The following is an 18,599-nucleotide window of genomic DNA, read 5'->3' as shown; positions in this document are numbered from 1 at the left end:
TCAGGCGTTGCGCGAGAGCAGCGCTTCCGGCATGCCGCGCGCCACGGTCTGGGCGATCAGCGCCACCAGCACCGCCTTGATGGCGTCGCCGGGAATGAAGATGAGGCAGGCCTTGGTGGCATCCATCACCGTGAGCCCGCCGACCAGCGCCATGCCGGCAATGCCGAAGGCATACATCACCACGATGCCGCCCAGCACGGCGGCGATGAGCGCGGCGGGGAAGACCGGCGCCTTGCGCAGCGCCTGCATCAGCCAGCCGGAGACGAACGCCACCGCGATCCAGCCGAAGATGAAGCCGACCGACGGGGTGAAGAACACGCCCAAGCCCCCGCGCCCGCCGGCCAGCAGCGGCGCGCCGAGCGCGACAACGAACAGCAGCAGCACCATGGCCAGCGCCCCGCGCCAGGCACCGAGCATCACGCCGGCCAGCATCGCCCCCATGCTCTGGGCGGTGATCGGCACGCCGGCGGCGAAGGGCAAATCGAAGCGCGGCAGCAGGCCGAGCACGGCGAAGATGGCGGCGTAGAGCGCGACCTGGACGAGCGTGCGGTCTTTCATCGGCGGGTTCCTCGCGGCACGCCGCCGCGCGCGGCCAGCGCCTCGGCGGTGTGATGGGACAGTCTCAGCGTCTGGATACAGAAAGGCGCGAGCAGGCGCCAGCCGCCGCGCGTGCCGGTGCGGGCGCGCCAGGATTCGTTCAGCGCCTCCCACAGCGCGAACAGCAGCGGGATCAGCCGGATCATCAGCGCCACGGCCAGCGCCACCGCGCGCGGCGACCCGCCGAACCAGCCGAGCGGGGCGAGCAGCGGCTCGACCGCGTCCATCATCGCGTCCATGCGGGTGGTCATCGTCACCGCATTGGCCAGCAGCACCATGGCCAGGATGCGGGCCAGCACGACGAGGCCGGCGATGATGTCGCCATTCCACCAGTGGAAGGCGAGCAGGATGAGGAACAGCGGCCAAAGCGGGCGCAGCAGGGCGATCTGCGCCAGCGCCGCTTTGCCGAGCGAGGCGTAGAGCGCCAGCACCGCGAGCAGCAGCCCGGCCATCACGGGCAGGCTGTCGAGCGGCGCGGCGATGAGGCTGACCAGCGCCAGCGCCAGCAGCTTCCAGCCGGCGGGGATGGCGTGCAGCCAGGTGCGCTGGGTGAGATAGAGCGAGATCACGTCAGAACCTCACGCATCCCGCCCCCTCGTGTCCCGGACAAGCTGCGCGGAGCGCGGCGCGGGGGTGGGACACGGCGGGATAAGCGCGGCGCGCTCATGCCAGCGCCTCGGCGAAGGCGCGGTAGGCGGGGATGATCTCGCCGGGGGGGCCGTCACCGCGCACCTGCCCCTCATGCAGCCAGACTACCCGGTCGTAACCGGCGAAGGCGTCGAGCTCATGGGCGACGAGGATCACCTGTTGCTCCAGCCCTGCGACCAATGTCTCCAGCCGCCGGCGGGTGGGCAAATCGAGGCTGGAGAACGGCTCGTCGAGGATGAGCAGCGCCGGCTTCATCACCAGCACGGCGATGATGCACAAGAACTGCTTCTCGCCTTCCGAGAGCGCATGCACCGGCCGTTCGGCCCAGTGGGCGCGCTGGAAGCGGGCGAGCGCCGGCACGGCCTCCTTCGCGGCCTGCCGGCGCGGCATTCCCGCCTGTTCCAGGCTGAAGGCGATCTCCTCCGCCACGGTGGGGAAGATGATCTGATGGTCGGGGTTCTGGAAGATGAAGCCGACTTTGCGCGGCAGCTCGCTCGCCTGCGTCGACGCGTCGAGGCCGTGCACGCTGACGCGGCCTTTGTCGGCGGCGAGCAGGCCGTTGAGCAGACGCACCAGCGAGCTCTTGCCCGAACCGTTGGTGCCGATCAGCCCGACCCGGCGCTCGGTGATGTCGAGCGAGACAGCGTCCAGCACCACCCGGCCGCCGCGCGTGAGGGTGACATTCTCAAGGCGGATCAGCGGGGCATGCGGCACGGGCGGCGTTCCGGGGCGGAGGAAATCGAAGGGACGACATGTCGCCGCCTCGCCGCTTATCGGACCGGGACGGCCATGCTGTCGAGGGGGCGTTTCGTCGGCGCGCGCGGCTCAGGCACCGGACGTACCCACCCCGCGCCGGAGGGTGGCCAGCGTGAACGTGCGGAAGCGGGCGAAGGCCGCCGGTCCAGCCCCGGCACGGGCGCGGATCACCGCCCCCTCGAAGGCGTCAATCACATGGGCGGCGGTGTCCACGGGATCGAGCGCGGGGTCGACCTCGCCCGCACGCTGTGCCTCGGCGATCAGGGCGGCGAGATCCTGTTCCCAGGCCGCGAAGGCGCCGTTCACCCGGTCGCGCAGTTCGGTGCCCAGCGCGGGCGAGGCCTGGGCGAGGGCGCCGTAGAGACACGCCGTCACGCTCGTATCCGCCGCCGCGTCGTGCTCGACCTGCACGAGGTGACGCTCGATCCGCGCCAGCGGGCTTAGGCCCTCATCGGCAAATAGTTCCTGCCGCTGCTGGCGATACTGGGCGACATAGGAATCGAGGACCGCCGCGGCGAAATCTTCCTTGCTGGCGAAGAAGTGGTAGAAAGAGCCCTTGGGGACCGCCACCGACGCCAGCAGCGGGCCAATGCCGGTGCCGGCATAGCCATGCTCCAGCATCGCCCTCCTGCCAGCCGCGACGATCCTGTCGCGCGTGGATATCTTTCCTGTCATGACTAGACGACCGGTCTACTTTAATCCATCCTGTGTCGGATCGGAACACAGAGAGGCCGTCATGTCCATCGTGCCCAACTCCATTGTGACACCGCGCTCAACCGGCTTGGCCGTGGTTCTCGTCTCCACCTTGCTATGGAGCCTTGTCGGCCTTTTTGTCCGCATGGCCGATGCCGATCTGTGGTCGATCATTGTCTGGCGCTCAGTTTTTGCCGCACTGGCGCTCGGCCCGTTCTGGCTGCTCGCCACCGGCAACAAGGCGGAGGCGCTGCGCGCGACCTTCTCGAAGCCCGGCATGATCACGATCGGGCTCGCCGTGTCCGGCAACATTGCCTATATCGCCGCCGTGCAGTTGACATCGGTCGCCACCGTGATGACCGTCTATGCAACGCTGCCCTTCATCACCGCCGCTTTGGGCTTCCTGCTGCTGGCCGAGCCGCTGAACCGGCGCTTCGGCGCGGCGGCCGCGCTGGCGACGCTCGGCATCGTCATCACCTCTGGCGCCGCGATGGCGATGAGCGATGCCGCCGGCATCGCGGTCTCGCTGGTGATGACGCTGAGCTGGGCCGGGCTGCTGGTGCAGGCGAAGAAACACCCCGCGCTCGACCTGACGCTGATCAGCGTCTTGTCGGCGCTCGGCGCGGCGCTCGTCGCCCTGCCGCTGCTGCCCGCGGGCCTGCCCTCGCTCCACATGCTCTGGGTCTGCGCCCTGCTGGGGGTGCTGACCTCCGGCCTCGCCAATGTGCTCACCCTGATGGGCGGGCGCCACATCCGCTCGGGCGAGACCGGCCTGCTGCTGCTGCTCGACGTGGTGCTGTCGCCGCTCTGGGTGTGGCTGGCCTTTGACGAACGGGTCGACCCAGCCACGTTGTTCGGGGGCGCGCTGGTGGTCATTGCCGTCGCCGGCTATCTCTTCGCCGACATGATGCCCCGCCGGGCGGTGCGCTGCCCGGCACCATGAGCGCCGGGCAGTCTGTTCACAGCATTTCCAGCGCCCGCCGGCGCGAGGGCGGCGGGAAGGCCGCGTCCAGCGCGGCGAGGTCTTCCGCGTCGAGCGCGATGTCGCGGGCACCGGCATTCTCGCGCATATGGGCAGCGCGCGAGGCCTTGGGGATGACAATGTTGCCCGGCATGCGCAGCGCCCAGGCGAGCGCGATCTGATAGGGCCGGGCATTGTGCTTGGCAGCGAGATCGGCCAGCACGCCGGTGCTCTTCAGCCGGCCGCGCTCGATCGGGCTGTAGGCCATGAGCGGGATCTCATGCTCCTGCAGCCAGGGCAGCAAATCCCATTCCGGCCCGCGCCGCGTGAGGTTGTAGAGCACCTGGTTGGTGGCGCAGGCCTCGCCGCCGGGGGTCTCGTACAGCTCGTTCATGTCGTCAGTGTCGAAATTCGACACGCCCCAGTCACGGATCTTGCCCTGGGTCTTCAGCTGCTCGAAGCCGATGATGGTTTCCGCCAGCGGCACGCTGCCGCGCCAGTGCAGCAGGTAGAGATCGAGATGATCGGTCTTCAGCCGCTTGAGGCTGCGCTCGCAGGCCGAGACCACGCCGGCGCGGCTGGCATTGTGCGGGTAGACCTTGGAGACCAGGAACACCTTGTCGCGCAGCCCGGCCAGCGCCTCGCCGAGAAAGCGCTCGCAGGCGCCCTCGCCATACATTTCCGCCGTGTCGACCAGGGAGAGGCCGAGTTCGACGCCGAGGCGGACCGATTCGGTCTCCTCCGCCCGCGCCTCAGGGCGCTCGCCCATCATCCAGGTGCCGATGCCAAGCGCCGAAACCTTGTGACCGCCGGGTAAAACCGCCTTGCCGCTCATCATCCGCCTCCGTTGCAACCTCCGCCGGAGTGCCACTCCCGCGCCGCCGGCGCAAGAGTTGCCGGCGCAGCGCCGCCGCCGCTTCCGTGCTAAGGTGGACGACAACAGAGCCACCGCCCGGAACCCGATGCCGACCACGCCGAGCCCAGACGAGCGCGCGAGCGCCGCCCCTTCCCACGCGCCGGAGCCGGCGCTGGCGATCGGCCTGTCGGCGGTGATCGTGGCGGTGACGGGCGACGACCCCAAGGTGCTCACCCTGCGCCATGGCGACGGCCGCGATTCGCTGCCCTCCGGCCCGCTGGAGCGCGGCCACCGCACGCTGGAGGTGGGCCTGCGCAGCTGGGTGGAGCGGCAGACGCTGCAGGAACTCGGCTATGTCGAGCAGCTCTACACCTTCGGCGACCGCGACCGGGGCGAGGACGGCACCCGCGCGCTCTCGCTGGCCTATCTCGCCCTCGTGCGCGAGGCCCGCCCGGCCGGCGACACCGACGCCGCCTGGCAGAGCTGGTACCGCTATTTCCCCTGGGAGGACTGGCGCGGCGGGCGCCCCGCCGTGCTCGACACGCTCCAACATGGCCTGCGCGCCTGGGCGGCGGGGGCGGCGCAGGGACGGCTGAGCGAGCGGCGCGCCGAGCGCATCGCGCTGGGCTTCGGCGGCGCCGGCGGCGGCCATGAGGCGGGCTGGAACGAGGAGCGGGTGCTGGAGCGCTACGAACTGCTCTATGAGGCCGGCCTCGTGGGCGAGGCGCTGCGCGAGCGCGGCTCCGGCCGCATCGCCGCCGTCCCCTCGGGCACCGAGATGCGCGAGGACCACCGCCGCATGCTGGCCCTCGCCATCGCCCGGCTGCGCGGCAAGATCAAATACCGCCCGGTGGTGTTCGAGCTGATGCCGCCGAGCTTTTCGCTCGGCCAGCTGCAGCAGGCGGTGGAGGCGCTGTCCGGCTCGCGGCTGCACAAGCAGAATTTCCGCCGGCTGGTGGAGCAGCAGCGCCTTGTGGAAGAGACCGGCGAGAGCACGGCCGAGACCGGCGGGCGCCCCGCCCGTCTGGTGCGCTTCCGCCGCGAAGTGCTGCTGGAGCGCCCGGCGCCGGGGGTGAGGTTGCCGGGAGGGTTCGGGCGGCGGTGAGGGTTAGTCCCGCCCGTCGATCCATTTCGACAGGACCACGCGCGGGGCGACCTCGAAGCCCAGCTTCTCGTAGAAGGCGACGACCGCCGTGTTGGTCTCGCGCACCAGAAGCTGCACCTTCGGCACGTCCCGCGCCTTCAGCCACGCCTCCGCCGCGCTCACGATCTCCGCGCCGACGCCCTGGCGCTGGAGCGTGGGATCGACGGCGACATAGTAGATCCAGCCCCGATGCCCGTCATGGCCGACCATGGCGGAGGCGAAGACGCGGCCGCCGTCACGGCGCGCCACCAGCACGTCCGAATTCGCCCCACCGCGCGCGAAGCGGAAATCCGCCGCCGGGTCATTATAGGGGACCGTTAGCCCGCAGGCCTGCCAGAGAGCGACCACCGCGCTCTCGTCGTCCATGCGGGCGGAGTCGATATCGAGCGTCATGCGTTACCTCACCGATGCAAATCCCATATCGCCCGATTTGTGACGAAGTGTTGACAGCGACTTATACTCAGTCCTAGCATAATGGCGATCCGCCGGGCCTTGGTGCCCGGTCTTCTTTGGCCCTAGTTATACTCATAACGAGCATAATGGAGAAGGCGATGCTGGACTTCGACGTCGCTGCCCATGCCGACCGTGCCCATGCCGACCGCCCCGAGGCGTTTGTCCAGGGCCTGCCCGACGAGCGGCCTGCCGCGCCGGCGCTGGGGCACCTCTATGCCCGCGTCGCCAAGCACATCACCCCGGCGGAATGGCCGCTGATCGCCCGCGAGGTCGAGGCGATCGAGCGGCTGAAGCGGGAGCGCAACGCCGTCGTGCTCGGCCATAATTACCAGGCGCCTGAAATCTTCAACACGGTGGCCGATATCGTCGGCGACAGCCTCGCGCTCGCCCGCGAGGCGGTGACGGTGGATGCCGATGTCATCGTCATGGCCGGCGTGCACTTCATGGCCGAGACCGCCAAGCTGCTGAACCCGTCCAAGACCGTGCTGATGCCCGACATGGGCGCGGGCTGCTCGCTGGCCGACAGCATCACCGCCGCCGATATCCGCCTGCTGAAAGAACGCTATCCCGGCGTGCCTGTTGTCACCTATGTCAACACCTCGGCCGAGGTGAAGGCCGAGAGCGATTACTGCTGCACCTCGGGCAACGCGGTGAAGGTGGTGCGCGCGGTGGCGAAGGAGTGGGGCGTCAACCGCATCCTCATGCTGCCGGACGAGTTCCTCGCCCAGAATGTGCAGAAGCTGGTGCCCGAGCTGGAGCTGATCGCCTGGAAGGGCCATTGCGAGGTGCATGAGCGCTTCACCCCGCAGGACATTCGCGATCTGCGCGAGAACCATCCCGGCGTGGTGGTGCTGGCGCACCCCGAATGCCCGCCGGAGGTGGTGGCGGAGGCCGATTATGCCGGCTCCACCGCCGGGATGGCGGATTATGTGCGCGACGAGAAGCCGGCGCGGGTGGTGCTGATCACCGAATGCTCGATGGCCGACAATGTGGCGGTGAACCATCCCGACATCGAGTTCGTGCGCCCGTGCAACCTGTGCCCGCATATGCGCCGCATCACCCTGCCGAACATCCGCCGGGCGCTAGAGACGATGACGACGCAGGTCGAGATCGACCCAGCCATCGCCGGCCGGGCCCGCCTCGCCGTCGAGCGCATGCTGGCGATCAGCTGAACGCCTCTCCCTCGCTGAACGCATCTCGGAAGGGTCCGCTTGTGAGCCATTCGCGTGAGAACATCGTCGTGGTCGGCGGCGGGGTGGCCGGCCTTGCCACCGCGCTGCGGCTCGCCCCGCTCCCGGTCACGCTGGTCGTGGCCGCGCCGCTGGGGGCGGAGGCCGCCACCGGCTGGGCGCAGGGCGGCATCGCCGCCGCGCTCGGCGCCGACGACCGGCCGGATCTGCACGCCATCGACACGCTGGCCGCCGGGGCGGGCCTGTCCGAGCCGCTGGTGGCGCGGCGCGTGGCGGCGGCGGCACCGGGCGCGATCGACTGGCTGGTCGGGCTCGGCACGCCGTTCGACCGCAACCCCAATGGCAGCCTCGCCCTCGGGCTGGAAGCCGCGCATGCGCGCCGGCGCATCGTCCATGCGCAGGGCGACGGCACCGGCCGGGTGGTGCTGGAAACGCTGACCCGCGCCGCGCGGGCCTGCCCGTCCATCACGGTGATGGAAGGCTGGCGGGCGGGCGAGCTTCTGGCCGACGCCCAGGGCCGCATCGCCGGCATCGCCGCCCGCGACCGCGCCGGCCGCACGCTCACCCTCGCCGCCCGCGCCGTGGTGCTCGCCACCGGCGGGCTCGGTGGGCTCTATGGCGCCACCACCAACCCGCTCGGCGCGGTCGGCTCCGGGCTGGCACTCGCCGCCCGCGCGGGCGCGGTGCTGCGCGATCTTGAGTTCGTGCAGTTCCACCCCACCGCGATGGCGGTGGGCGGAGACCCCGAACGCGCCGCCTCTGGCGGCCCTGCGCCAATGCCGCTCGCCACCGAGGCCCTGCGCGGGGAAGGCGCCCGGCTGTTCAACAGCCGCGGCGAGCGCTTCATGGCCGAGGTACCGGGACAGGAACTGGCGCCGCGCGACGTGGTGGCGCGCGCGATCTTCGCGCAGATCGCCGCCGGGGAGACCGTGGTGCTGGACGCCCGCATCAAGGACATCGAGACCCGCTTTCCCGGCGTCGTGGCGCTGTGCCGCGCGCATGGGCTCGACCCGGCGCGCGCGCCGATCCCGGTGCGGCCGGCGGCGCATTACCATATGGGCGGCATAAGCGTGGATGGCGCCGGGCGCGCCAGCGTGCCGGGCCTGTGGGCCTGCGGCGAGGTCGCCTCGACCGGGCTGCACGGCGCCAACCGGCTCGCCAGCAATTCGCTGCTGGAGGCGCTGGCCTATGCGTACTGGATCGCGGCTGACATCGCCGGCGAAGAGGCCGCCCCCGGCACGCCGCGCGCGCCCTCTCCCGCCCGCCCGCGCTCCCCGGCCCGTGCCGAGATCCGCGCGCTGATGGACCGGCAGGTCGGGGTGGTGCGCGAGGCGCAAGGGCTGGAAGCCGCCGCCGCCCGGCTCGGCGCGATCGCCGACCGCGACGGCTGCGACCTCTCGCTGGTGGCGCTGGCGATCACCGAGGCGGCGCTGCGGCGCTGCGAGAGCCGGGGCGGCCATTTCCGCGCCGACCACCCCGACCCGGCGATGGTGGCGCGGCATTCGCAGACGCGATTCGACGAGACGCCGGGCGTCGCGCCCTCGATCGAGGCGCGGCAGGTGGCGTGAGAACCGCCCGGACGACGACGCCATGCCCGGGCATGTCCAGGTCTTCCACTTCGGCGCCCGCGACGGGCTGCCATTGAACCACCCTCATCCCCGGTCCCGACCCGGGGATCCAGATGACTGGGTGGCCGGGTCAAGCTCGGTCCTGAGGGGCCTTGAATGTGAAGCGAGTCGAGTGATGTCATCTTCCCTTCCCCCCCTCCCCCGCCTGCTGGTCGAGCCGGTGGTGCGCGCCGCGCTGCTGGAAGATCTCGGCCGCGCCGGCGACGTGACGACCGATGCCTGCATCCCGCCGCAGGCGCGGTTTCAGGCGGTGATCGCCTCGCGGCAACCGGGGGTGATCGCCGGCATCGACGCGGCGGTGATCGCCTTCGACCTGATCGACCCCGCACTCAAGGTGAGCGTCGAGCGCGGCGATGGCAGTGAGGTGGCGCCGGGCGACGTGGTGCTGCGGCTCGACGGTTCCGCCCGGTCGATCCTCACCGCCGAGCGGGTGGCGCTGAACATCGCCTGCCGCATGTCCGGCATTGCCACCGCCACCTCAGGGCTGGTGGCCATCGCCCGCCAGCATGGCAAGGCGCAGATCGTCTGCACCCGCAAGACCACGCCGGGCCTGCGGGCGCTGGAAAAGCACGCGGTGCGGGCGGGCGGTGGCTCCAACCACCGCTTCGGCCTCGATGACGCGGTGCTGATCAAGGACAACCACATCGCCGTGGCCGGCGGCGTGGTGCCGGCGATCCGGGCGGCGAAGGCCCATGCCGGGCATATGGTGAAGATCGAGGTCGAGGTCGACACGCTGGCCCAGCTCGACGCTGCGATGGCCGAGGGGGTCGACGCGGTGCTGCTCGACAACATGACCCCCGCCATGCTGGCCGACGCGGTGGCGCTGGTGGCGGGGCGGGCGCTCACCGAGGCCTCGGGCCGGGTCTCGCGCGAAACGGTCGGCGCCATCGCCGCCAGCGGGGTGGACCTGATCTCGGTCGGCTGGATCACCCATTCCGCCCCGATCCTCGACCTCGGCCTGGACGCGGCGGAGGTGTGAGGGGCGGGTTGGCGGGGGGCGGTTGAGGCTTTTTGGCCGAAGAGTCTTCCACTGGAGTGTCTTCCGCTGGGTCCCGGCTCGCCTTCCGCTGACGCTGCAGGCGTCCGGGACACGAGGCTCTCGGCGCGCGGACGAGCGACGGCGCAACCGGCAGCCCCCTCGTGTCCCGGACGAGCGCAGGCGAAGCCGGCGCGATGATCCGGGACCCAGCGAAGACTCTTCGGCAGAATCTCTTTCCCACCCGGCGCGGCGCGGGGCGGTGGCGAAGCAGCCGTGCGCTCGCCTCCCGCTTAACGCCGTCATCCCCTCCCCTCATGGCCGGGCTTGACCCGGCCACCCAGCCTTCGGCGGAGGCCCGAGCGGAAACGCTGGGTCCCCGGGTCAAGTCCGGGGACGGGGATGAGGGGCGACATCAGTGGCAGCCCCATCGTGTCCCGGACGAGCGCTGGCGAAGCCGGCGCGATGAGCCGGGACACGAGGGGAAACTCTTCGGCGGCTTTTCCCCCTGGCCCCCTCCCAAGGTCGCAGGCTCAACTCGGCGCGAGCGGGGGTGCCTGCCCTTGAATGAGGCATGCATTCGTGCGATGCATATGACCGTCTGCTAGTGATCATGCGGGAGAGATCGACAGTCCTCCCGGACAATTGTCGGCGCCGACGGAGCAACCCCCCAGGAAACTCTCAGGCACCACGGACCGCATGGTCAGGACAATCTGGAGAGAGGCGTCGCGCCGGGTTTTCCCGGGGTAGGACGCCCACCGAAGGGGAAGCCCGGGATGGTTTGACGGCGCCGCCGTCTGTCTCGGGGCGAGCTCTCAGGTACCGCGACAGATGGGGACAGCCGGCCGACGCCAAGCGGGGCACCGCGCGTCGGGCCATGTCGTCCTCAAGCGCGGGAGCCTCCCATGCGCCACATCGCCGTTATCGGTGCCGGTATCACCGGCGTTACCACCGCCTATGCCCTCAACCAGAAGGGCTATGACGTCACCGTCATCGACCGCCAGCGCTACTCGGCGATGGAAACCTCCTTCGCCAATGGCGGCCAGCTCTCCGCCTCCAATGCCGAAGTGTGGAACTCCTGGGCCACCGTGCTCAAGGGCATCAAGTGGATGTTCACGCCGGACGCGCCGCTGCTGATGAACCCCATGCCCTCCTGGCACAAATATTCCTGGATGGCCGAGTTCCTCGCCAATATCCCGAACTACGAGGCCAACACGGTCGAGACCACCCGTCTCGCCATCCAGGCCCGCAACTACATGTTCGACATCGCCAAGCGCGAGGGCATCGACTTCAACCACGAGACGCGCGGCATCCTGCACATTTACCGCGACAAGGAAGCCCAGGACTACGCCCGCAAGGTGTCGGCGCTCTATGCCAAGGGCGGGCTGGAGCGGCGCGAGGTGACGGGCGAGGAAATCCGCGCGCTGGAGCCGACGCTGAAGGGCCATTTTTATGGCGGTTTCTTCACCGAATCCGATTCCACCGGCGACATCCACAAATTCACCTATGGGCTGGCGGAAGTGTGCCGGCGCCACGGCGTGCGCTTCATCAGCGAGGCCAGCGTCGAGCGCGTGACCCACACCGGCACCGGCAAGGACGGCACCGGCGTTGACGTCACCTTCTCCGTCGCCCCCGACGCGGAAGACGCGCTGCCGCGCCGCGAGACGCTGTCCTTCGACGGCGCGGTGGTGTGCGCCGGCATCGGCTCGCGCGCCATCGCCGCCGGGCTCGGCGACCGGGTGAACATCTATCCGGTCAAGGGCTACTCGATCACGGTGATGCTGGACGACGAGGAGAGCCAGGCCTCCGCCCCCTGGGTGAGCCTGCTCGACGACAAGACCAAGATCGTCACCTCGCGCCTCGGCAAGGACCGTTTCCGCGTCGCCGGCACCGCCGAGTTCAACGGCGAGAACCGCGACATCCGCGCCGACCGCATCCGCCCGCTGGTCGACTGGACCCGCAAGCTGTTCCCCGGCGTCAACACCGCGCGCGTGGTGCCGTGGGCCGGGCTGCGGCCGATGATGCCCGACATGATGCCGCGCGTCGCCGCCGGCAAGAAGCCGGGCGTGTTCTACAACACCGGCCACGGGCATCTGGGCTGGACGCTCTCCTGCGCCACCGCCGAGATCATCGCCGCCAAGGTGGCCGACGCGATGCCGGTGGAAGCGCCCGCCCCGCTGCTGCGCCTCGCGGCCGAGTAAGCCGCCCGCCGCGTGCGGCGGGTGCATCTCCACCGGCCACCCAGCCCTCAAGCCGGGCCCCAAGCGGAAATGCTGGGTCCCCGGGTCAAGCCCGGGGATGAGGGCGGTGAGATGTGTCGTGAAGACACCCGTGTCCCGGACGCCTGCAGCGCCAGCGGAAGGCGCGCCGGGAGCCAGCGGAAGACTCTTCGGCAACGCCTTGCGCGACGGGAGGTGCAAGGCGGCGCTCCCACTCCCCCTGGGCCCCCGATCAGCGCCGCGCCAGCGCGGCTTGTCCGGGGAACGAGGGGCGCGCGGCGGGGCTGGGAAGCGGCGGGCGGGTCGGCGGCTCAGAACACCAGCGAGCGGTGCAGCTGCATGCCGGCCCAGGCGCCATCGGCGATGGCGAGGGTGAGCGAGTGCGGGACGCGGGCGGCATCGCCACAGGCGAAGGCGCCGGGGATGCTGGTTTCCTTCGCTTCATTCGTGCCGATCTGCGTGCCGAACGGCGTCTCTTCCAGCGCGCAGCCAAGGCACTCGGCCAGCTTTGATGCCGGCCTGTTGCGCGGGGCGGTGAACAGGCCGGCGAAGGCGAGCCGGCGGCCATCGGCCAGCACGACGTCCGCATGCCCCTCCAGCCGCGCCAGCGGCGTTTCCTCCAGCGCGATGGCGTGGGCCGCGAGTTCGGCCCGCGTCGCCGTGTCCGGGACGAAGCTGGCATGGGTGAACAGCGTCACCGCGCCCCACTCCGTCGCCATCAACGCCTGATGCACTGACATCGGCCCGGTGGCGATGACGCCGATGCGGCCGCGATCAAGCTCGTAGCCGTCGCAATAGGGGCAGTGGAACACGCTGCGCCCCCAGCGCTCGGCCAGCCCCTCGATCGCCGGGAGCTCGTCGCTGACGCCGAGCGCCAACAGCAGGCGCCGGCCGCGATGAAGCGCGCCGGCCGCCGTGCTGACGGTGAAATCATCCCTCGCACCGGCCGCGCTTTGCGCCTCGCCCTCGATCCACTGCAGCGTCGGATAGGCCTCCAGCTGGCGGCGGGCGGTGCGGGCGAGCTCGGCCGGGTCGACCCCGTCCTGCCCGAGCAGGCCGTGCGAGGCGCGGGAGAAGCGGTTGCGGCGAAGGCCGGCATCGATGACCAGCACCCGGCGCCGGGCGCGCAGCAGCTGGAGGGCGGCGGCCATGCCGGCATAGGCGCCGCCGACGACGATGACATCGTGCATATCAGGTGTTCCCTTGACGCCGCCCGGCATGGCGGCGGCTGAAATCGGCGGCGAGATCCGCCAGGGTGATCTGGCCGAGACGCGCCAGCAGCAGCGCCTCGGCCTCGGCAAAGGCGTCGTCCAGCGCGGCGTTGACCGCCTGCTCGACCAGGCAGCCCGGCATCTCCTGCCGGTTGCCGATGGCGAAGATGGCCGGCTCGCCCAGCGTCTCGTGCAGCTGGCGCAGGGTGACGGCGGCGAGATCGGCACTGATCCGCCACCCGCCCTGCGGCCCCCGGGCCGAGCGCACCAGCCCCGCCTCGCGCAGCAGCCCCATGGTGCGGCGGACCACCACCGGATGGGTGTGCATGCAGGCGGCGAGTTCTTCCGAGGTCATCGGCCCCTCCCGCTCCGCCATGTGCAGCAGGGCGTGGAGAACCGAGGAGAGACGGCTGTCGCGCTTCATGTAACTTCGTTTATTACGATTTAGGCGCGGCTGCAAGAGCGGTGGCGCGCGGCGGCCGATCAGGAAAGGCGCGCGGGGGCTGGGACCGCGCCCCCTTCCCCGCTCCCGCCCCCTCATGGCCGGGCGTGACCCGGCCACCCAGCCCTCAGGCCGGGGCCGGGCGGAAACGCTGGGTCCCCGGGTCAAGCCCGGGGATGAGGGCGCGCGGGGTGGACGGGCCCCGCCCGCGTGTCCCGATCGCCTGCAGCGCCAGCGGAAGGCGCGCCGGGACCCAGCGGAAGACTCTTCGGCAACGCGCCAGCGGGGGGCGTTGGGTGCGTGCCCGTCCCACCTTGGCCCCGGATCGGCGCCGCGCAAGCGCGGCTTGTCCGGGGAACGAGGGGCGCGGCGGGGAAGTGACTGGATCCCCGGGTCAGGCCCGGGGATGAGGCTGCGCGGGGTGGACAGGCCCCGCCGCCGCGCCGCCCCGCCCTACAGCTTCACCGACCGCAGCCGCAGCGCGTTGCTGATGACGCTGACCGAGGACAGCGCCATGGCGAGCGCCGCCACCATCGGCGAGAGCAGCAGACCGAAGACAGGGTAGAGCACGCCGGCCGCGATCGGCACGCCGGCGCCATTGTAGAGGAAGGCGAAGAACAGGTTCTGCCGGATGTTGCGCATCGTCGCCTGCGACAGATGGCGGGCGGTAAGGATGCCGGCGAGATCGCCATGCAGCAGCGTCACCCCGGCGCTCTCGATGGCGACATCGGTGCCCGAGCCCATGGCGATGCCGACATCGGCCACTGCCAGCGCGGGCGCGTCGTTGACCCCGTCGCCGGCCATAGCGACGACGCGGCCCTGCGCCTTCAGCTTCTCCACCACCGCCGCCTTGTCCTCGGGGGCCACCTCGGCCTCGACCTCGGTGATGCCGAGCCGGCGGGCCACCGCCTCCGCCGTCACCCGGTTGTCGCCGGTGAGCATGACGACGCGGATGCCCTCCTTGGCGAGCGCGGCCAGCGCCGCCGGCGTCGTCGCCTTCACCGGATCGGCAATCGCGAGCGCCGCCGCAAGCTTGCCGTTGACGGCCAGCAGCACGGCACTGGCGCCTTCGCGGCGCAGTTCGTCGGCGCGGGCGTGCAGCGGCGCCGGGTCGATGCCGAGCTCCTTCAGGAACGCCGCGCTGCCGATGGCGACGCGCTTGCCCTCGACAAGGCCATAGGCGCCCTTGCCCACGGGTGAATCGAAGCCGCGCACCTTCGGGATGTCGAGGCCGCGCGCCTCTGCCGCCGTGAGAATCGCGTGGGCGAGCGGGTGCTCGGACGGGCGCTCGACGGCGGCGGCAAGGCGCAGCGCCTCGTCCTCGGTGAACCCTTCCAGGGTGACAATGGCGGTAACGGCCGGCTTGCCTTCGGTGAGCGTGCCTGTCTTGTCGACCACCAGCGTGTCGACCTTCTCCATCCGCTCCAGCACCTCGGCGTTCTTCACCAAGAGGCCCATCTGCGCCCCGCGCCCGACCCCGACCATGATCGACATCGGCGTGGCGAGGCCCAGCGCGCAGGGGCAGGCGATGATGAGCACCGCGACGGCGGCGATCAGTGCATGGGCGAGGCGCGGTTCCGGCCCGAACAGCGCCCAGGCGGCGAAAGCCAACAGTGCGCAGGCCACCACCAGCGGCACGAACCAGCCGGCGATGTGGTCGGCCAGGCGCTGGATCGGCGCGCGCGAGCGTTGCGCCTGCGCCACCATCTGCACGATGCGGGCGAGCAGCGTGTCGCGCCCAACCTTGGCCGCGGTGATGACGAGCCCGCCCGAGCGGTTGAGCGTGCCGCCGATGACAGCATCGCCCTCCCCTTTGCTGACCGGCATGGATTCGCCCGTGACCAGCGATTCATCGAGCGCCGAGCGGCCCTCGACCACGGTGCCGTCGACCGGCACCTTCTCGCCCGGCCGCACCCGCAGCCGGTCGCCGACGACGACATCGGCCAGCGGCACCTCCTCCTCGCTGCCATCTTCATTGAGGCGGCGAGCGGTCTTCGGAGCGAGATCGAGCAAAGCCTTGATGGCGCCGGAGGTCTGTTCGCGGGCGCGCAGCTCCAGCACCTGGCCGAGCAGCACCAGCACGGTGATGACGGCGGCCGATTCGAAATAGACCGCCACCGCCCCGTCCGCGCCACGGAAGGCGGGCGGGAACAGGCTGGGCGCGAGCACCGCGACGAGGCTGTAGAGATAGGCGACGCCGGTGCCGAGCGCGATCAGCGTGAACATGTTGAGGTTGCGCGTCACGAGCGACTGCCAGCCGCGCACGAAGAACGGCCACCCCGCCCAGAGCACGACCGGCGTCGCCAGCGCGAGCTGGATCCAGGCCGAGGTGGCGGGCGGCACCAGGTGATGCAGCGCCGGCACCAGATGCGCGCCCATTTCAAGCGCGAACACCGGCACGGTGAGGGCGAGGCCGATCCAGAACCGGCGGGTCATGTCGATCAGTTCGTGGTTCGGGCCGTCATCGAGGCTCACCAGCATCGGCTCCAGCGCCATGCCGCAGATCGGGCAGCTGCCGGGGCCGACCTGCACGATCTCCGGGTGCATCGGGCAGGTATATTCCGTGCCCTCCGGCACCGGCTCGGCCGGGCCCTTGTCGCCGAGGTATTTTTCCGGGTTGGCGATGAACTTGGTGCGGCAGCCCGGGGCGCAGAAATAATAGGTGATGCCGCGATAGTCCGCCTTCAGCGTCGCCGTGTGCGGGTCCACATCCATGCCGCAGACGGGGTCCTTGGCCATGTGGGAGGCGGGCGCGGCGTGGGCATGCGCGTGCGGATGTCCGGGATCGTGCGGATGGGCGGGCGCGGGGGCGGCGTCATGATGATGACCGCCGCAGCAGGAGGCGCCTTTGCCGGGCGCGCCCTGCGTGTGCGCGGCATGCTCCTGCGCCGGGTGATCGTGGTTCCTGTCGGCCATGACGCCCTCCTTATACCCCCATGAGGTATTCGATACTTGCGATATATACCCCGCATGGGTATATGGCAAGGATGCAGCACGACACCCGCACCGCCTGTCTGAAACGCCTGAGCCGCATCGAGGGACAGGTGCGCGGCCTCTCCCGCATGGTCGAGGAGGACCGCTACTGCATCGACATCGTCACCCAGGTGGCGGCGGTGCGGGCGGCGCTGAAGAGGGTGGAGGAGGAAGTGCTGCGCGACCATCTCGGCCATTGCGTCGCCCACGCGATGGCCTCCGGCGACGCCGACGACCAGCGCGCCAAGGTGTCGGAACTCATCGAGGTGCTCGGCAAGCTCCGGTGAGGAGCGGGCCGCGTCCGGCCCCGCCATCCCCGGACAAGCGCCGCGCTGCGGCGCCGATCCGGGGGCCGGGGGACCGGGTGCACGCTTTCAACAAAGAGAGCGAAAAGAACTTCGCCGGAGGCTTTGGGGCTGGGTCCGGCTCGGCGCTTCAGCTGCGCCTCCGTTTGGCCGGGATGCGGATGCAGGCGTCCTGGAAACAGCCCGAACCGCTCCCCTACCCCCCGTACAGCCCCCTGTACTGCTCGCGCAGCAGGTTCTTCTGCACCTTGCCCATGGTGTTGCGCGGGAGGTCGTCGAGGAAGATGACGCGCTTGGGGGATTTGTAGCGGGCGAGCCGCCCTTCCAGCGCTTCCAGCACCGCCTGCTCGTCCAGCGCGGCGTCGGGGCGGGCGACCACGATGGCGGTCACGCCCTCGCCGAAATCGGGATGCGGCAGGCCGATCACCGCGCTCTCGATGATGCCGGGCAGCGCGTCGATCTCGGTCTCGACCTCCTTCGGGTAGACATTGTAGCCGCCCGATATGACGAGGTCCTTGCCGCGCCCGACGATCTGCACATAGCCGTCCGGCCCGATGAGGCCGAGATCGCCGGTGACGAACCAGCCATCATGGAATTCGGCCGCCGTCTTTTCCGGCAGGCGCCAATAGCCCTTGAACACGTTCGGTCCGCGCACCTCGATCATGCCGATCTCGCCTGTGCCCAGCACCTCCCCGCTTTCCGGGGCGACCACGCGCAGTTCCACGCCGGGCAGCGGGAAGCCGACCGTGCCGGCGAGGCGCTCGCCCTCATAGGGGTTGGAGGTGTTCATGCCGGTCTCGGTCATGCCGTAGCGCTCGAGAATGGCGTGGCCGGTGCGGGCGCGCCATTCGCGGTGCGTCTCGGCCAGCAGCGGCGCCGAGCCGGAGATGAACAGGCGCATGCCCGCCGCCGCCTCGGGCGTGAGTTCGGAGGATTTCAGCAGCCGGACATAGAAGGTCGGCACGCCCATCAGCACGCTCGCCCGGCCCATGAGGGAGAGGATTCGCTCCGGGTCGAACTTCGGCAGGAAGATCATCGACGCGCCCGCCGCCAGCGTGACGTTGATAGCGACGAACAGGCCGTGCGTGTGGAAGATCGGCAGCGCGTGGATCAGCACGTCATCGCCCGTGAAGCGCCAGGTCTCCACCAGCGCCTGCGCGTTGGAGGCGAGGTTGGCGTGGGTCAGCATCGCCCCCTTGGAGCGGCCTGTCGTGCCCGAGGTGTAGAGCAGCGCGGTGACGTTGCCCCCAACTTCTATCCAGCTTTCAGTTCGTTCTGACGGTTGGATTTGCCCTGTCGGGCGTGCGGAGCGGCGGGGGCAGACGCGGAGCCGTTGATGGTGAGGATCGTCTGATCCCGCCGCGGGTGGAACGTTGAGGCGAAGGCCGTTGGCGTCTGCCATCCGAGCTTGGAGTGCGGCCGGGCCGTGTTGTAGTCGAGCTGCCACTTGGCGAGAGCGGCTCTGGCCTGGGGCAGGCTGGAGAACAGCGTCTCGTTCAACAGCTCGTCCCGCAATCGGCCGTTGAAGCTTTCGATGAAGCCGTTCT

Annotated in this window: 17 protein-coding genes, 1 pseudogene and 2 riboswitches; of the genes and pseudogenes, 7 read left to right on the top strand and 11 right to left on the bottom strand. The window is 70.4% G+C overall.

Annotated elements, in window-relative coordinates; translation table 11 throughout:
- The 4 genes from BLO63_RS11330 to BLO63_RS11315 all read right to left on the bottom strand — a co-directional run bounded on the left by BLO63_RS11330 (position 1) and on the right by BLO63_RS11315 (position 2,676).
- Positions 1 to 558: a biotin transporter BioY gene (locus BLO63_RS11330; RefSeq protein WP_091440458.1), complete on the bottom strand. Its 558-nt coding sequence runs from the start codon at positions 556 to 558 to the stop codon at positions 1 to 3.
- The gene (locus BLO63_RS11325; protein ID WP_091440456.1) at positions 555 to 1,166 is read right to left on the bottom strand and encodes an energy-coupling factor transporter transmembrane component T family protein; all 612 of its coding nucleotides are present in this window, start codon (positions 1,164 to 1,166) and stop codon (positions 555 to 557) included. Before BLO63_RS11325 ends, BLO63_RS11330 begins: the two co-directional genes overlap by 4 nt.
- A 94-nt stretch (positions 1,167 to 1,260) precedes the next feature.
- Positions 1,261 to 1,959, bottom strand: coding sequence for an energy-coupling factor ABC transporter ATP-binding protein (locus BLO63_RS11320; RefSeq protein WP_091440455.1), 699 nt, complete (start codon positions 1,957 to 1,959; stop codon positions 1,261 to 1,263).
- A gap of 111 nt (positions 1,960 to 2,070) precedes the next feature.
- Complete coding sequence (locus BLO63_RS11315; protein WP_091440453.1) at positions 2,071 to 2,676, bottom strand: TetR/AcrR family transcriptional regulator; 606 nt, start codon at positions 2,674 to 2,676, stop codon at positions 2,071 to 2,073.
- A gap of 61 nt (positions 2,677 to 2,737) precedes the next feature.
- On the opposite strand from BLO63_RS11315, the gene BLO63_RS11310 reads away from it, so the two are divergent.
- On the top strand, positions 2,738 to 3,637 hold the full coding sequence (locus tag BLO63_RS11310; RefSeq protein ID WP_091440452.1) for a DMT family transporter: 900 nt from the start codon (positions 2,738 to 2,740) through the stop codon (positions 3,635 to 3,637).
- A gap of 16 nt (positions 3,638 to 3,653) precedes the next feature.
- On the opposite strand, the gene BLO63_RS11305 is transcribed toward BLO63_RS11310, so the two are convergent.
- Positions 3,654 to 4,490 carry an aldo/keto reductase gene (locus BLO63_RS11305; RefSeq protein WP_162841806.1) on the bottom strand — a complete coding sequence of 279 codons (837 nt, stop codon included), beginning with the start codon at positions 4,488 to 4,490 and terminating at the stop codon, positions 3,654 to 3,656.
- A 127-nt stretch (positions 4,491 to 4,617) separates the two neighbouring features.
- On the opposite strand from BLO63_RS11305, the gene BLO63_RS11300 reads away from it, so the two are divergent.
- Entirely contained in the window at positions 4,618 to 5,616 is a 999-nt protein-coding gene (locus BLO63_RS11300) for an NUDIX hydrolase (RefSeq protein ID WP_244517826.1), read from the top strand.
- A gap of 3 nt (positions 5,617 to 5,619) precedes the next feature.
- Here the strand turns inward: BLO63_RS11300 and BLO63_RS11295 are convergent, their stop codons facing one another.
- Positions 5,620 to 6,048: a GNAT family acetyltransferase gene (locus tag BLO63_RS11295; protein WP_091440449.1), complete on the bottom strand. Its 429-nt coding sequence runs from the start codon at positions 6,046 to 6,048 to the stop codon at positions 5,620 to 5,622.
- Positions 6,049 to 6,206: 158 nt separating this feature from the next.
- On the opposite strand from BLO63_RS11295, the gene nadA reads away from it, so the two are divergent.
- From nadA to BLO63_RS11275, 4 genes are all read left to right on the top strand, one after another.
- Positions 6,207 to 7,280, top strand: a complete 1,074-nt coding sequence (gene nadA, locus BLO63_RS11290) for a quinolinate synthase NadA (protein WP_244517825.1) — start codon at positions 6,207 to 6,209, stop codon at positions 7,278 to 7,280.
- 41 nt (positions 7,281 to 7,321) lie between these two features.
- Positions 7,322 to 8,866 (top strand): L-aspartate oxidase, encoded by a 1,545-nt coding sequence (locus BLO63_RS11285; protein ID WP_091440448.1) that lies wholly within the window; start codon positions 7,322 to 7,324, stop codon positions 8,864 to 8,866.
- Positions 8,867 to 9,041: 175 nt separating this feature from the next.
- Positions 9,042 to 9,905, top strand: coding sequence for a carboxylating nicotinate-nucleotide diphosphorylase (nadC, locus tag BLO63_RS11280; RefSeq protein ID WP_091440446.1), 864 nt, complete (start codon positions 9,042 to 9,044; stop codon positions 9,903 to 9,905).
- A gap of 603 nt (positions 9,906 to 10,508) precedes the next feature.
- Positions 10,509 to 10,610: riboswitch (glycine riboswitch) on the top strand.
- 1 nt (position 10,611) lies between these two features.
- Positions 10,612 to 10,737: riboswitch (glycine riboswitch) on the top strand.
- Between the two features lie 70 nt (positions 10,738 to 10,807).
- A complete protein-coding gene (locus BLO63_RS11275; protein ID WP_091440444.1) occupies positions 10,808 to 12,103 on the top strand; it encodes a D-amino acid dehydrogenase in 1,296 nt (431 codons plus the stop codon).
- 329 nt (positions 12,104 to 12,432) lie between these two features.
- On the opposite strand, the gene BLO63_RS11270 is transcribed toward BLO63_RS11275, so the two are convergent.
- From BLO63_RS11270 to BLO63_RS11260, 3 genes are all read right to left on the bottom strand, one after another.
- Positions 12,433 to 13,311, bottom strand: coding sequence for an NAD(P)/FAD-dependent oxidoreductase (locus BLO63_RS11270; protein WP_091440442.1), 879 nt, complete (start codon positions 13,309 to 13,311; stop codon positions 12,433 to 12,435).
- Between the two features lies 1 nt (position 13,312).
- Positions 13,313 to 13,756 (bottom strand): Rrf2 family transcriptional regulator, encoded by a 444-nt coding sequence (locus BLO63_RS11265; RefSeq protein WP_091440441.1) that lies wholly within the window; start codon positions 13,754 to 13,756, stop codon positions 13,313 to 13,315.
- Positions 13,757 to 14,227: 471 nt separating this feature from the next.
- Positions 14,228 to 16,690 carry a heavy metal translocating P-type ATPase gene (locus BLO63_RS11260; RefSeq protein WP_205409321.1) on the bottom strand — a complete coding sequence of 821 codons (2,463 nt, stop codon included), beginning with the start codon at positions 16,688 to 16,690 and terminating at the stop codon, positions 14,228 to 14,230.
- Between the two features lie 71 nt (positions 16,691 to 16,761).
- Here BLO63_RS11260 and BLO63_RS11255 point away from each other — a divergent pair, with 71 nt between their 5' ends.
- Positions 16,762 to 17,034 (top strand): metal-sensitive transcriptional regulator, encoded by a 273-nt coding sequence (locus BLO63_RS11255; protein ID WP_091440439.1) that lies wholly within the window; start codon positions 16,762 to 16,764, stop codon positions 17,032 to 17,034.
- A gap of 214 nt (positions 17,035 to 17,248) precedes the next feature.
- On the opposite strand, the pseudogene BLO63_RS11250 reads toward BLO63_RS11255, so the two are convergent.
- Together BLO63_RS11250 and BLO63_RS11245 are read right to left on the bottom strand one after the other, a co-directional pair.
- Positions 17,249 to 18,295 (bottom strand): annotated as a pseudogene (locus BLO63_RS11250) (AMP-binding protein); the annotation flags it as partial.
- A gap of 11 nt (positions 18,296 to 18,306) precedes the next feature.
- A partial coding sequence (locus BLO63_RS11245; RefSeq protein ID WP_143007038.1) for an integrase core domain-containing protein occupies positions 18,307 to 18,599 on the bottom strand: 293 nt, incomplete at its 5' end.

This window comes from Ancylobacter rudongensis, assembly GCF_900100155.1.
Lineage (GTDB): Bacteria > Pseudomonadota > Alphaproteobacteria > Rhizobiales > Xanthobacteraceae > Ancylobacter > Ancylobacter rudongensis.
The sequence above is the reverse complement of the archived record's forward strand: the minus strand, read 5'-3'. Positions and strand labels throughout refer to the sequence as shown.

Excerpts from the sequence above, each read along its gene's own strand:
- BLO63_RS11330 (WP_091440458.1), bottom strand. The coding sequence starts at position 558 with ATGAAAGACCGCACGCTCGTCCAGGTCGCGCTCTACGCCGCCATCTTC.
- BLO63_RS11315 (WP_091440453.1), bottom strand. The coding sequence starts at position 2,676 with ATGACAGGAAAGATATCCACGCGCGACAGGATCGTCGCGGCTGGCAGG.
- BLO63_RS11310 (WP_091440452.1), top strand. The coding sequence starts at position 2,738 with ATGTCCATCGTGCCCAACTCCATTGTGACACCGCGCTCAACCGGCTTG.
- BLO63_RS11305 (WP_162841806.1), bottom strand. The coding sequence starts at position 4,490 with ATGAGCGGCAAGGCGGTTTTACCCGGCGGTCACAAGGTTTCGGCGCTT.
- BLO63_RS11300 (WP_244517826.1), top strand. The coding sequence starts at position 4,618 with ATGCCGACCACGCCGAGCCCAGACGAGCGCGCGAGCGCCGCCCCTTCC.
- BLO63_RS11295 (WP_091440449.1), bottom strand. The coding sequence starts at position 6,048 with ATGACGCTCGATATCGACTCCGCCCGCATGGACGACGAGAGCGCGGTG.
- nadA (WP_244517825.1), top strand. The coding sequence starts at position 6,207 with ATGCTGGACTTCGACGTCGCTGCCCATGCCGACCGTGCCCATGCCGAC.
- nadC (WP_091440446.1), top strand. The coding sequence starts at position 9,042 with ATGTCATCTTCCCTTCCCCCCCTCCCCCGCCTGCTGGTCGAGCCGGTG.
- BLO63_RS11275 (WP_091440444.1), top strand. The coding sequence starts at position 10,808 with ATGCGCCACATCGCCGTTATCGGTGCCGGTATCACCGGCGTTACCACC.
- BLO63_RS11270 (WP_091440442.1), bottom strand. The coding sequence starts at position 13,311 with ATGCACGATGTCATCGTCGTCGGCGGCGCCTATGCCGGCATGGCCGCC.
- BLO63_RS11265 (WP_091440441.1), bottom strand. The coding sequence starts at position 13,756 with ATGAAGCGCGACAGCCGTCTCTCCTCGGTTCTCCACGCCCTGCTGCAC.
- BLO63_RS11260 (WP_205409321.1), bottom strand. The coding sequence starts at position 16,690 with ATGGCCGACAGGAACCACGATCACCCGGCGCAGGAGCATGCCGCGCAC.
- BLO63_RS11255 (WP_091440439.1), top strand. The coding sequence starts at position 16,762 with ATGCAGCACGACACCCGCACCGCCTGTCTGAAACGCCTGAGCCGCATC.